The sequence below is a fragment of the Streptomyces sp. NPDC087859 genome (genome assembly GCF_044742595.1).
GTDB classification, from domain to species: domain Bacteria; phylum Actinomycetota; class Actinomycetes; order Streptomycetales; family Streptomycetaceae; genus Streptomyces; species Streptomyces canus_F.
This window is the reverse complement of record NZ_JBIUUU010000021.1, coordinates 131,419-144,112: the sequence shown is the minus strand read 5'-3', so window position 1 is coordinate 144,112 and position 12,694 is coordinate 131,419. Positions and strand designations below refer to the sequence as shown.

9 protein-coding genes are annotated in these 12,694 nt (G+C 72.4%); 1 reads left to right on the top strand and 8 read right to left on the bottom strand.

What is annotated here, in order from left to right:
• Positions 1-99 precede the first annotated feature (99 nt).
• Entirely contained in the window at positions 100-867 is a 768-nt protein-coding gene (locus tag ACIOHP_RS40275) for a VOC family protein (RefSeq protein ID WP_401895247.1), read from the top strand.
• A gap of 56 nt (positions 868-923) precedes the next feature.
• On the opposite strand, the gene ACIOHP_RS40270 is transcribed toward ACIOHP_RS40275, so the two are convergent.
• The 8 genes from ACIOHP_RS40270 to ACIOHP_RS40235 all read right to left on the bottom strand — a co-directional run bounded on the left by ACIOHP_RS40270 (position 924) and on the right by ACIOHP_RS40235 (position 12,559).
• A complete protein-coding gene (locus ACIOHP_RS40270) occupies positions 924-2,174 on the bottom strand; it encodes an MFS transporter (protein WP_401895246.1) in 1,251 nt (416 codons plus the stop codon).
• On the bottom strand, positions 2,132-3,379 hold the full coding sequence (locus ACIOHP_RS40265) for an aKG-HExxH-type peptide beta-hydroxylase (RefSeq protein WP_401895244.1): 1,248 nt from the start codon (positions 3,377-3,379) through the stop codon (positions 2,132-2,134). Before ACIOHP_RS40265 ends, ACIOHP_RS40270 begins: the two co-directional genes overlap by 43 nt.
• On the bottom strand, positions 3,376-5,463 hold the full coding sequence (locus ACIOHP_RS40260) for a M3 family metallopeptidase (protein ID WP_401895242.1): 2,088 nt from the start codon (positions 5,461-5,463) through the stop codon (positions 3,376-3,378). Before ACIOHP_RS40260 ends, ACIOHP_RS40265 begins: the two co-directional genes overlap by 4 nt.
• Complete coding sequence (locus tag ACIOHP_RS40255; RefSeq protein ID WP_401895240.1) at positions 5,460-6,773, bottom strand: tetratricopeptide repeat protein; 1,314 nt, start codon at positions 6,771-6,773, stop codon at positions 5,460-5,462. Before ACIOHP_RS40255 ends, ACIOHP_RS40260 begins: the two co-directional genes overlap by 4 nt.
• 442 nt (positions 6,774-7,215) lie before the next feature.
• Positions 7,216-7,863, bottom strand: a complete 648-nt coding sequence (locus ACIOHP_RS40250; RefSeq protein WP_361482970.1) for a thymidine kinase — start codon at positions 7,861-7,863, stop codon at positions 7,216-7,218.
• Positions 7,864-7,909: 46 nt separating this feature from the next.
• Positions 7,910-9,103, bottom strand: coding sequence for an alkaline phosphatase family protein (locus ACIOHP_RS40245; RefSeq protein ID WP_401895238.1), 1,194 nt, complete (start codon positions 9,101-9,103; stop codon positions 7,910-7,912).
• Complete coding sequence (locus ACIOHP_RS40240; RefSeq protein WP_327719804.1) at positions 9,103-9,690, bottom strand: DUF5998 family protein; 588 nt, start codon at positions 9,688-9,690, stop codon at positions 9,103-9,105. The genes ACIOHP_RS40245 and ACIOHP_RS40240 overlap by 1 nt, the downstream gene beginning before the upstream one ends.
• Before the next feature lie 52 nt (positions 9,691-9,742).
• Positions 9,743-12,559, bottom strand: coding sequence for a GNAT family N-acetyltransferase (locus ACIOHP_RS40235; RefSeq protein ID WP_401895236.1), 2,817 nt, complete (start codon positions 12,557-12,559; stop codon positions 9,743-9,745).
• Positions 12,560-12,694: the final 135 nt, after the last annotated feature.

The following is a 12,694-nucleotide window of genomic DNA, read 5'->3' as shown; positions in this document are numbered from 1 at the left end:
GCCCGGAGCGCGCCGTGCCACGGGTGGTGCGAGCATCGGCACGGGGTCCGGAGAGCGGCGGCGACATGGCCGCCGCGAGGGGTCGAGGAGAGAGTGACGATGACCGGCGAGACGCACACCCCCGGCACGCCCTGCTGGGTGAGCCTGATGGTGCACGGACTGACCACGACCCAGGACTTCTACGGCGAACTGTTCGGCTGGGAATTCCAACCCGGTCCCAAGCAGCTCGGCCCCTACGTCCGGGCCCTGCTGGACGGCGAGGAGGTCGCCGGAATCGGCCAGCTTCCGCCCGACCGCCACCTCCCGGTCGCCTGGACGCCCTACCTCGCCTCGGACGACGTCGACCTGACCGCGGAGACGGTCCGGCTGTGCGGCGGCACGATCGGGGTCGGCCCGCTGGACGCGGAGGACGCGGGCCGGCTGGCCATCGGATCCGACCCCTCCGGCGCGGTCTTCGGCATCTGGCAGGCGGGAGCGCACCGCGGCACGGGCATCTCGGGCGTCCCCGGCACACCGGCCTGGCACGAGCTGCTCACCTTCGAGACGGCGAGCGTCACCAAGTTCTACGAAACGGTCTTCGGCTACGACGAGGAGCCGGTGGTCTCCGCCGACTTCGACTACGTCACCCTCCAGGTCGCCGGCCACCCGGTTGCCGGTATCCACGGCGTCGGCAACTCCCTCCCCCGTGACCGGGGCCCGCACTGGATGACGTACTTCGAGGTGGCCGACACCGACGAGACCCTGTCCCAACTCACCGAGCTCGGCGGCCACATCCTGAAACCGGCCCACGAGAGCTCCCACGGCCGCGTGGCGACGGTGGCGGATCCCGAGGGGGCACGCTTCTCGGTGGTGCAGGGACCTCGCTGAGGTTCGGGTCGCCGTCGGCGCGGGACATGCGGGGTCGATGATCGGGCCGACGACGGTCATCGGCCGTCCAGGCCCAGGGAGCGGGCGCGGAGCACCGGCCAGGCGGCGAAGGACAGTGCCGCCATCACACCGAAGTAGTGCCAGGCGCCGCTGTCGAGCAGGGCGCCGCCGAGGATCGGCCCGGCGAAGAAGCCCAGGTAGCGGAGTTCCAGCGCACCGAAGAACGCCCCCTTCTCCGCGTCGGGCGCGAGGCGGTGGGTGACCAGGTCGGCCATCGGCATCAGGAGCGCCTCCCCGACGGTCCAGGCGAGCACCCCGGCCAGCAGGACCCACAGTCGGCCGTCGGAGGTTCCCCAGCAGAGGAAGGCGACGGCGAAGCCGGTGCAGCCCACCCCGGCCTGTGCCGGGAGCGTGGTGCGCCGGGCGAGCCATGCGGCCGGCCACTGGTAGGCGAAGCCCAGGACGGCGTGCACGGCGAAGACCACCGCGAACAGCGTCGGGGCACGGTCACCGGACTCTCCCTTGAGGTAAAGGGGGATCACCGATTCGAGCTGGGCGAAGACCAGGGTGATCAGGACGGCCGACACCAGCACGAGCCGGAACCGCCCGTCGCGCAGGGAGTGCGTCCAGGTCCAGCGCCCCTGGCGGGCGGCCGGTACGCGGACGTCCAGCATCCGCAGGGAGTCGCGTCGCGCGTGGACCAGCAGCACGCAGCAGGCGAACAGCGCCGCGGAGACGGCGAAGAGCGCCCGGTGGGAGACGCTGTAGGCCGCGGCACCCGCGAGCGGGCCGAGCGCGGCGCCGGCCGACACGGTCATGAACCGTATGCGGAAGACCAGTTCGCCGCCCTCGCCCGCGGCGAGGCTCATCAGCTTCTTCAAGGACGGCCCGACCAGCATCAGCGCGCCGCCCAGGCACACGATCAGGGGCAGCACCAGCGCCGGCGCGGTGACCGTGGCGAGGGCCGCGGCCAGCAGCGTGTAGAGGACGAGACCGGCGCGCAGCAGACTCCCGGCCCCGGCGCGGTCGGTGATGGCTCCGCCCGCCAGCGCCCCCACCGCACCGACCAGGGCGATGGAGCCGGTGAAGGCGCCGATCGCGGCCGGCGGCAGCGAGGTGATGTCGGCGAGGTAGAGCGCCAGGAAGGGCATCATGCCGAAGAAGGCACAGGAGTTGATCAGCGAGCAGAGTGCCAGGACGCGAACCGTCCGGTCCCCGATGAGGTCCGCGAAGCCCGCCTGGCGCACCTGGGTGGTCGTCGTGGTCATCGCGGGGCCGCTTCCGTCTCCGCGCGCATCTGCGCCCACAGCACCTTGCCGGCCTCGGTGAACTCCGCGGTGGGCTCGCCCTCGATCTCGTCCAGGCCCTTGGCGAGCAGATCCGCGTTCTGCCGCGTCAGTTCGCGGTGGATCTCCCGGCCGGTGCGGTCGTGGGCGCGGCGGTGGAAGGCGGTGATGCGGGCGAACGCGTGGACGGCCATGAGCATGCCCCACAGGGGGCGCGGGTCCTTGCGCACCGGGGAGTTGAAGGTCGCGCCTTCCGCGACGGTCACCAGCGGGTCGAGTTCCAGGAGCAGCATCAGCCGAAGGTGTGAACTCTCGTGCAACAGGTGCTCGGCGGTGTAGTGGGTGGCGCTGAACGGCTGAGCCGCCTCCGACAGGAACACCGCGCCCATCAGGATCGCCTCGGTGAACGAGGAGTGGAACTCGGAGGCGTAGGGGACAACCACCCGGGTGTAGGCGCGGATCTCGGTGGCGAGTTCGGGCCACACGTCCTCGATGAGGGCGAAGGCCCGGGAGATGTCGGTGATGTCGTCCTCGCCGATCTCCCGTACGGCGAGGTCGGAGCGGGGGTAACCGGGCTGCGGCTCATGGGAGTTCATGGACGTGAAGTGGCGGGTGATCGAGGGGCCGGCGTTGTCGATCTCGATGTCGGTTCCGGCGATCACCGGTCGCCGCACGCGCCGGGCGTCGCCCAGCCGGGGATCGCCCGCACCGTGGATGTAGGAGGCGGGCACGGCGGCGGAGCCGTCGCGGACGGTGCCGTCGCCGTCCTCGCGGATCACCAGCCGGTGCACGGGGGTGTCGAAGACCAGGTGATGGCGCTCCTGGGGGAACCGCACCTCGGTGACGGGCGCGGCCGTCCGCACTTCGGTGCCCTCAGGGTCCGCGGCGGGGCCGGTGGCGTGGGGCAGGGCGACGAACCGCGCGAAGTGCGTGGACCAGGCGCGGATGAAGTCGGCGTCCTTGCGCTGGGCCGCGAGCATCAACTGCCGCCACAGGTAGGGGAAGACCGGATGGGACAGGAGCCGGTGCGCGGAGTCGTCGTCCAGCGCCGCGAACCGCTGCCCCCACAGGGTCAGTTCGGCTTCGGTCCCCTCGCCCGCGAGCTGCCCCAGCCGCTTGGTCACCCGCGGGACGGAGGCACGGAGCTTGGCCACGTAGGCGGGCAGGACGGGGTCGTCGTCCCCGGCGAGGGCCAGATGGCCGCCGAGGAAGTCGGTGGTGGTCATGGTGAGGTCCTGTTCGGAGAGAGTGGCGAAGGGGCGATGTCCGGCAGGCCGCGGCGGCGGAGGAAGGGCTCGATGCGCGGCTGGTCCAGGCCGGTGAGCTCGTGGAACAGGGTCATCGCGGCCCGGGATCCGCCGGCGGAGAGCATCGTGCGGAGCCCCTCGCCGCTCGCGCGGGTCAGGCCGCCGCGCTGCTCCAGCGCCTCGACCAGGTTCGCGGCGATGATCTCGGACCAGAGATAGGCGTAGAAGCCCGCGCCGTAGGGGCCGTGGAAGACGTGGTCGAAGTAGCCGGAGCGGTAACGCGGCGGAATCTCGGGCACTGTGTCCAGCCCCCAGCGAGCGGCGCCCCGCGCTTCGATCCGCGCGGCGTCCCATTCCGCGTTCCCGCCCTGGTCGTCGGGTCCGTCGGGCAGCGTGTGCCAGGACCAGTCCACCGCGGCCGCGCCCAGGATCTCCACCAGCAGGTGCACTCCGCCGGTGCTGTGGCGCTCGCTGACCTGTTTGATCCACTCCGGGGGCAGGGGCTTTCCGGTGAAGTGGTGCCGGGCGTAGTGCTCGAGGAGTCGCTCGTCGAACGCCCAGGTCTCGTGGACCTGGGCGGGAGCCTCGGAGAAGTCACGGGGGACGCCGGGGGCCGAGTGCGCCGGATAGCGGACGTCGGAGAGCAGGGCGTGCAGGGCGTGTCCGAACTCGTGGAAGAGGGTGACGACTTCGGGCGTGTCGAGGAGGCAGGGGCGCCCGGTGCCGGGCGGGGTGAGGTTGAAGGTGTTCACCACGACGGGCCGGGTCGCGGTGGTGTGTGCCTGGGGACGCAGGATCCCCGTCCACGCACCGCCTCGTTTGCCGGGCCGCGAGAAGGCGTCGATCAGGAAGAGGCCCACCGTGGCGGCGTGTTCGTCGGTGACCTGGAAGACGCGGGCCTCGGGATGGTGGGCGGTGAGGTCATGGCGTTCGGTGAACTCGAGGCCGTACAGGAGGCGGGCGCTGTGGAAGAGGCCGCGGGTGATGACGGCGTCCAGTTCGAAGTGGGCGCGGAGCTCGTCCGCGGTGGGCCCTTCGGCGCCGCTCCGCCCTCCGTCGGCCGCGGGTCCCGCTGCCGCGTGGTGGGTCCAGTCCCAGGCCCGGATCCGGTGACCGGCCCTGGCCCGCAGGGCGCGGCGTTCGGTGTGTGCCGCGTGCAGGAGCGGCTCCGCCAGCCGCCGGAACATCGCCTCCACGGCCTCCGGGGTGCCCGTCGTCTGATCCTCGGTCGCCCATGCGGCGTACGACGGGTAGCCCAGGATGCGGGCCTGGCGGGCGCGTAACCGGGCGATCCGGGCGGCCCGTTCCTCGTTGTCCGCCCCTCTCCCGAGCGAGCGTTCGAAGAGTGTTCTGCGAGTGTCCCGGTCATGGAGCTGCACGAGCGCCGGCTGGCTGGTGGACGAGGCGAGCGGCAGGACGTGCCAGGGTTCCGCCCTGCCCCGGCGCGCGGCCTCCTCGGCCATGGCCGCGAGCCGGTCGGCGGGCAGACCGCGCAGGGCGTCGGGTCCGGGTACCGCCAGGGCCTGGCGGTGGGTGTCCTCGATCAGGGTCTGCCGGTAGGCGGCGCACTCCCGGGAGAGCTCGCGGTTGACCTCGCCGAGTTCCCGGGCGGCAGCGGCGGGCAGCATCGCGCCCACCCGCCGCATGCGGCGCCACCAGTGCACGGTGAGGGCCCGGGACTGGGGATCGGTGATCCGGTCGCGCCCGGCGTGCACCGCTTCGATACGGGCGACCAGGCGCCGGTTGCGGACGATGCGCCCCTCATGGCGGGAGAGCAGGACGGCGATGTCCTGTTCCAGGTCGGTCAGCGCCGCCTCGCCGCCCGCGGTCACCTGGTGGGTGAACGCGTCGTGGATGTACTGCACCCGGGTGCCGGAGAACTCGAGCGCCTCGACGGTGTTGGCGAAGTCCGGCGGCGCCGGGTCGGCGGCGATGGCGTCGACCCGGGCCTCGCGCTCGGCGATGGCCTGCTCCAGCGCGGGCCGGTAGTGCCCCGGACGGATGTCGGCGAACGGCTGCATCCCGTGGGAGGCGGGAGGCTCCAGAAGCGGGTTCGGACTCATCGGGCCGCCCGCATCCGCACGGCCAGTTCGTCCACGGCCCACTGGCGCAGCGGGGCGGTCCCGCCGTCGGTGCAGATGTCGCGCAGCAGGATCAGCGGGGACAGCGCCTGCCGGTCGAGGGAGGCCGACGCCACCAGGGCGCCGTGGGCCTGGTCCGGCTGCTCCAGCCGCAGGGAGCAGCGGGCGGCCTGGCAGTGGGCGTAGGAGGCGTACGGGGCACCCAGCCCGGCGGCGGTGCGGTACGCCTCGCGCGCCTCGGCGACCCGGTTCTCCCCCGTCAGGAAGTCGGCCAGCCGTACGTGCGCCTTGGGATCGAGCGGGTCCCACTCGGTCATCCGCCGGTAGAACCGCTCCGCGCCCTCGATGTCCCCGCGGGCCTTGGCCGAACGCCCTGAGGTCTCGAGGACCGGGTGGACGTTCTCCAGCGCCAGGAGCCGGGTGTCGCCGTCCGCGAGCGCCACGGCCTCCAGGGCGTATTTCTCCGCCAGTCGCAGCTGCCGGTCGACCTCCGCGTGGTCGCCCTCGAAGAACGGGATGAAGGCCACTCCGCGCCAGTAGATGGAGGTGTGCAGCGGCTCCATCTCCACGCCGGCCCGGTCGGCCACCTCGTCGGCGGCGGCCAGCCAGTACCGCATGTCGGCCAGTGCCTTCTGCTTCTCGCCCTTGGCGCACAGCACGATCATGTGGGCGGCGGCCCCGTACCGTACGGCCGGGTCGAACGCGTCGGTGCGGGCGATGGTCTCCATGACGCCGCGGGCCCGCACGAACGCGGCGGCCGCGCTCCGGGCGTCTCCGGCGAGCTGTGCGTCGGCGTTGTGCCGGAAGTAGGCCAGCCGCAGGGCGTCCAGATCGCGGCCGCCCGGGTCGGCGGGAACGAGGGCCTCGATGGTCTTCCAGAAGCCGAGCTTGGCCAGCGCGGTCACCAGGCGGGACCGGTCGCCGGTGGACAGCCCGGACCAGTTCTCGGTCAGGGCGCACAGGTGCTGCCAGCGGGCCGACCTCAGGGATACGGGCAGGTCGCGGGGGTCGTCCGGATGGGGCCGGCCGGGCTCCTCGGTCTTCAGCGCCTGCCTCAGCAGTCCGAGCGAGGCGATCTGGTAGACGGGAACGGGCAGGTCCTGTGCGAGGCGGCGGCCGACGTCGGTGGTGCACTGGGCGTGCAGCGGGCCGCCGGGGCTCTCCAGGTCGAAGTACGAGGCAAGGAGTTCGCGTGACCGAGGGGCCGGCTCCGGTGCGAAGGTTCCCCTCGGCGGCTCCTGCATCGGGGGCAGGTCGCCGACGTTTCCCTTGGTCCGCAGAAACTTCTCCACCGCCGGCTCCTCCGTCGTGGTCCTCTGTCGTCGATCGGCTGTCGTTGATCAGCTGTCGTGATCCGCTGGGTGCGCGCCACGAAGCGTGATGGCCGCAAAGGGAGTTCGCCCTTTGCGGCCATCGCGAGCCCGCCTGGTCGCCAGGAGGGCAGGTCGCCTGATGTCGGAGATCAGACGGCCGGGGCGTAGTAGGCCACGCCCGAGACCGTGAGACCGAACTCCTCGGCCAGCTCGTCCGTCTCGACCTCGACCTCGGTGATCTGCTCGGCGTCCATGTCTGAACCTCCTGTTGTCGACTGCGGCCCCTGGGGTTTTCGGGGACAGGTCAAACGTAGGAGGGGCTTCTCGAAGATCCGCCGAGCATTGCTGGAGATCGACTCGAGAGACGGTCAGGGCATGCGTGCGCCGGGACGGACCAGCAGGTGAGCGCCGTGCCGGGTCCTCAGCCGGTGGTGACGGGCAGCACGTCGGGGGACAACGCCGCCGCCCGTGCCGTGGCCGCGGTCATCCGGCGGCGGTGATGGCGACGGCACAGGACCTCGTACCCGATCGCTTCCGCCTGGTTGACGTCCCCCACGACCACCTGAGCGCCTTCCACGACCATCTCGCCCCCTATCGTGCGGGCGTTGTGCGTGGCGCGGGCACCGCACCAGCAGAGGGCCTCGACCTGCAACACCTCTACGCGGTCGGCCAGTTCCACCAGGCGCTGGGAGCCCGGGAACAGTTTGGAGCGGAAGTCCGTCGTGATGCCGAAGGCATAGACGTCGAGGCCCAGGTCGTCGACGACGCGGGCGAGCTGGTCGATCTGCCCGGGGGCCAGGAACTGGGCCTCGTCGGCGATGACGTAGTCCGCGCGGCCGCCCTGGGAGAGGTGGTCGACCAGGTAGGCGTACAGGTCCTGGCCGTCCTCGACCTCCACGGCGTCCGTGACCAGGCCGAGGCGGGAGGAGAGTTTGCCCTCGCCCGCGCGGTCGTCCCGGGTGAAGATCATGCCCTGCAGGCCGCGCGCGGAGCGGTTGTGCTCGATCTGGAGAGCCAGGGTCGACTTCCCGCAGTCCATGGTTCCGGAGAAGAACACCAGCTCGGGCATGGGGAGTTGAGCACCTTTCGGCAACGGAGGACGGCAGAGGGAGGCTTCAGGAGCGTACTTCGAGCAGGGGGACCAACTGCTCCGCGGGGGTCATCGAACCGTGGTTGCCGACCATCGCCGATTCCTTGGGCTCCCGCTCGGACGCGATGATCAGGACGTCGTCCCGCGCGGCCGCGATCACGTCGCCGAGGCGCGCGTACACCCGGTCGTCGACGTGGGGTCCGAACCAGCCCGCCGCGATCGCCTCGTCCCGCGAGGCCACCCAGAACTGCTCGCCGAGCACCTCGCGCCAGCAGGTCACGACGTCGTTCTCGGCGCCCGGCACCGCGTAGACATGGCGGGCCCGGCCCTCGCCGCCCAGCAGGGCGACCCCGGCGCGCAGCTCCCAGTCCTCGTCGAAGTCGATGCGGTGCTGCTCGTCGAAGGGGATGTCGACCATGCCGTGGTCGGCGGTGACGTAGAGCGCGCTGCGCGGCGGGAGCTGCTCCGCGAGGCGCTGCACCAGACGGTCCACGTGCATGAGCTGGCCGCGCCAGGTGTCGGAGTCGACGCCGAAGCGGTGCCCCGCGCCGTCGAGTTCGGCGTAGTACGTGTAGACGAGCGCGCGGTCGGCGGCGGCCAGCTGCTCGGCCGCGAGGTCCATGCGGTCCTCGCCCGCCAGCCGGCCGACGAACTTTCCGCCGCTCAGCGCGACCTTGGTCAGCGGGGTGTTCTCGAAGGTCGGTGAGGACACCTGCGCCGCGTGCACGCCCGCGTCGTGGGCGAGCTGGAAGACCGTGGGGTACGGCTGCCACACACGCGGCGAGGTCCACGGCTGCCAGCGCAGCTGGTTCATCAGCTCGCCGGTGTCGGGGTTGCGCACGGTGTAGCCGGGCAGTCCGTGTGCGCCCGGCGGCAGTCCGGTGCCGACGGAGGCGAGGGAGGTCGCGGTGGTCGCCGGGTAGCCGGCGGTGATCGGCCGGCCGGTGCCGCCGCGCGAGCTCGAGAGCAGCGAGGCCAGGAAGGGGGCCTCGTCCGGGTGCGCCAGCAGCTGTTCCCAGCCGAGGCCGTCGATCAGGAACACGCAGTTCCGGTCGGCGGGGGTCAGCTCGGTGATCGTGGCGGTCGTGCCGGGTACGCCCATGCCGGCGGCGAGCGTGGGCAGGAGGTCGGCGAGGGAGCCGCTGCCGTACTCGGGCAGCGGTGCGGAGTCGACGGCCAGTGGTTCCGGGTAGGGCTCCCAGGCGGTGGGCTGCGCCATCAGTGTGCGGTGTCCGCGGTCGCCTCGGAGAGGGACTGGGCGAAGGCGAGGGTCTGGCGGACCGTGTCGGGGCCGTCGCCGGCCTCGCTGACCCGCAGGCTGAGGTCGTCGGCGGTCGAGTTGCCCGTGTAGCCGTGGTCGGCCTCGCAGTTGGGGTCGCCGCAGGCGGCCGGCTCCAGGTCGATCCGGGAGACGGCGCCCCAGCCGATGGTCAGCACGACCTCGCGGGGCAGGGTGCCCGGCTGGTACTGCTCCGGGTTGGCGACCACGCGGCTGAGCACGACCGAGGAGATCCGGCCAAGCTTCACGGACTCCGTGGACGTCGTGGCGTACGGCGTCGGGGAGGTGGTGTCGGCGGCCTGCTCGTCGGTGTGGCTGACGATGAAGCGGTTGCCGGTGAGGACGAGCACGGTCACATGCCGCCGCACCTCGTTCTGGTCGAACGTCGTCTCCTGGTGGACCAGGTACGACCGGATGGGCTCGCCGCCCACAGCGGCCTCCACCGCCTCGGCCACGAGGGCCGGGTAGTAGCCGCTGCGCTCGATCGCCGCTCGCAGCCCCTGGGTCGTCGTACTGGTCTTGGCCATGACCCCCATCCTACGGGGGGCGACTGACTGCGAGGCACCGCTCAGGGGTGTCTCAGTACGCGGGCAGGGTCCGCGGGCCGAGGTCGTCGCGGGCGGGCGGGGGTGCCAGGCGTACGGACGCGCCGAGGACGCTCAGGCCGTGCGGGGCGACGACGACGGGTTCCAGGGTCACCGCGACGACCTCGGGGTGGTCGTCGACGAGGCGGGACACCCTCAGCAGCAGCTCCTCCAGGGCCGCCGTGTCGACCGGCGCCGAGCCTCTCCAGCCGAACAGGAGCGGTGCCGTCCGGATGGAGCGGACCAGAGAGGTCGCCTCACGGTCGGTGACCGGAATCAGCCGGTGCGCGACGTCCCCGAGCAGCTGCGAGGCGGCTCCGGCGAGCCCGAAGGAGAGCACGGCTCCGGCCGCGGGGTCGATGACGGCCCGTACGACGGTGTCCACGCCACGTGGCGCCATCCGCTGGACGACCGGACGCAGTTCCTCGGGCGTCCCGAACAGCTCGGCCAACTCGGCGTACGCCCGCCGCAGTTGTTCCTCGTCCGCGAGATCGAGCCGTACGCCGCCCAGATCGGCGCGGTGCCTGAGGTGCGGGGCGGTGGCCTTGAGGGCGACGGGGTAGCCGAGGGTGCGGGCGGCCACGGCGGCCTCGTCGGGGGTGGGTGCGGGCAGGGCCCGGTGCACCTGGACGCCGTACGTGCCGAGGAGTTCGCAGGTCTCTTCGGTGCCGAGGGTCAGGCCCTGTCCGCGCGCGAGGAGGCCGTCGATGAGTTCGGCGGCGCCCTTCTCGTCGATGGCCGCGTCGATGTACTCGGGCACCTTGCCGGGCTCGGCGGCGTCGCGTCGCCATTGCGCGTACTTCACGGCTTCGCCGAGGGCGCGGACGGCGCGCTCCGCGGCGGGGTAGGCGGGGATGAGGCGGGAGCAGTTCTCGGGTGCCTCTTCGGGGGCCTTGGCGGCGAGGCGGTCCAGGGCGCGGAAGGGGTGGGAGGCGCTCGGCGTGGCGGCCTGCGGTGCCGTGCTGGCCGCGGCGGACAGTGCCTCCGCGAGTCCGCCCAGCTCGACGTGGACCACCAGCACCGGCTTGCCCGGCACCCGCTCGGCCGCCGACCTGAGCGCCTCGGCGAGCGCCGCGTCCCCGGCGGAGCCCTCCCCCACGGCGGGTATCGCGGTCACGACCACCGCGTCGCAGGTGTCGTCCGCCAGCGCGCGCGACAGGGCGGTGTGGAAGTCCGCGGGCGAGGCGGCCGTCGTCAGGTCCAGCGGCGTCAGCGGCCTGAGCCCCTCGGAGAGGCAGGCGTCGTAGGTCAGCAGGCCCAGGGACTCGGAGTTGCCGAGGATCGCCACGCGCGGGCCGCCCGGGAGGGGCTGCCGGGCGAGCAGCAGGCCGGTGTCGACGAGCTCGGTGATCGTGTCCACGCGGATCACACCGGCCTGCGCGAGCAGGGCGGACACCGTCGAGTGCGGCAGCCGGGTGGCGCGTACGGCGTGCCCCTGGGGGGCGGCGCCGGCGCTCTGGACGACGACCAGCGGCTTGGCGGCCGCGGTGCGGCGGGCGAGGCGGGTGAACTTGCGCGGATTGCCGATGGACTCCAGGTACATGAGGACCACGTCGGTGTCCGGGTCGTCGTACCAGTACTGCAGGACATCATTGCCGGACACGTCCGCGCGGTTGCCGGAGGAGACGAAGGTGGACACGCCCGTGGTCCCCGTGACCCCGCCGCCGCGCCGGTGCAGCCGGGACAGCAGGGCGATGCCGATGGCGCCGGACTGGGCGAACAGACCGATACGGCCGGGGCGGGGCTTCTCGTTGGCCAGGGACGCGTTCAGCCGCACGTCCGGGTGGGTGTTGATGATGCCGAAGGCGTTGGGCCCGATGATCCGCATGCCGTACGCGCGCGCGTGCCGTACGAGTTCGCGCTGCCGTTCGCGTCCCTCGGGGCCGCTCTCGGCGTACCCGGCGGAGATCACCACGAGCCCCTGCACGCCGTGCTCGCCGCACTCGGTGACGACCTGGGGGACGTGCTCGGCGGGCACGGCGACGACCGCGAGGTCGACGGGCCCCTCGATGTCGCGCACCGAGCGGTAGGCGGGAACGCCGTCGAGCTCCTTGTCGGGGAAGGCCTTGTTCACGGCGTACAGCCGGCCCGTGAAGCCGGCGTCGCGGATGTTGTCGAAGATGCCGCGGCCCACGCCGCCACGGGTGCGGCCGACACCGATCACGGCGACCGAGCCGGGCGTCAGCAGCCGCTGCACCGACCTCGCCTCGGCGCGCTGCTCGCGCGCGTACTGCACGGCGAGGGAGCGGTCGGTGGGTTCGAGGTCGAACTCCAGGCGGACGACGCCGTCCTCGAAGCTGCGCTTCTGGGTGTACCCGGCGTCCCTGAACACCTTGATCATCTTGTTGTTGGCGGGCAGCACCTCGGCGGCGAAGCGGCGGATGCCGCGCTCGCGGGCCACGGCCCCGATGTGTTCGAGGAGGGCGGAGGCGACGCCCCGGCCCTGGTGGGCGTCCTGCACGAGGAAAGCGACCTCGGCCTCGTCGGCTGGTGCGGACGCGGGCATCCCATCGGCGCCGATGCGGTCGTAGCGTACGGTGGCGATGAACTCACCGCCGACCGTGGCGGCGAGTCCCACCCGGTCCACAAAGTCGTGGTGCGTGAAGCGGTGGACGTCCTTGGCGGACAGGCGAGGGTAGGGCGCGAAGAAGCGGTAGTACTTCGACTCGTCCGACACCTGCTCGTAGAAGCTGACCAGGCGCTCGGCGTCATCAACGGTGATGGGGCGGATGCGCGCGGTGCCGCCGTCGCGCAGCACCACGTCGGCTTCCCAGTGCGCGGGGTACTCGTGCCGGTCCGGCGAGGTCTGCATGGGCCCCAGATTACGGCTCGCGTACGACAACGGCGCGAGGCAGTCTGTGGAGAACGCAAGAGGATCGCAAGGACGGAAGCCGGACCGAGGCCGCGGTCCGGCGACTCACCCCGGACGGGACGCACGTCCGCTCCG

Bases quoted from the DNA above. Each gene is read 5' to 3' on its own strand.
- ACIOHP_RS40275 (WP_401895247.1), top strand. From the start codon at position 100: ATGACCGGCGAGACGCACACCCCCGGCACGCCCTGCTGGGTGAGCCTG.
- ACIOHP_RS40265 (WP_401895244.1), bottom strand. From the start codon at position 3,379: ATGACCACCACCGACTTCCTCGGCGGCCATCTGGCCCTCGCCGGGGAC.
- ACIOHP_RS40260 (WP_401895242.1), bottom strand. From the start codon at position 5,463: ATGAGTCCGAACCCGCTTCTGGAGCCTCCCGCCTCCCACGGGATGCAG.
- ACIOHP_RS40250 (WP_361482970.1), bottom strand. From the start codon at position 7,863: ATGCCCGAGCTGGTGTTCTTCTCCGGAACCATGGACTGCGGGAAGTCG.
- ACIOHP_RS40245 (WP_401895238.1), bottom strand. From the start codon at position 9,103: ATGGCGCAGCCCACCGCCTGGGAGCCCTACCCGGAACCACTGGCCGTC.
- ACIOHP_RS40240 (WP_327719804.1), bottom strand. From the start codon at position 9,690: ATGGCCAAGACCAGTACGACGACCCAGGGGCTGCGAGCGGCGATCGAG.
- ACIOHP_RS40235 (WP_401895236.1), bottom strand. From the start codon at position 12,559: ATGCAGACCTCGCCGGACCGGCACGAGTACCCCGCGCACTGGGAAGCC.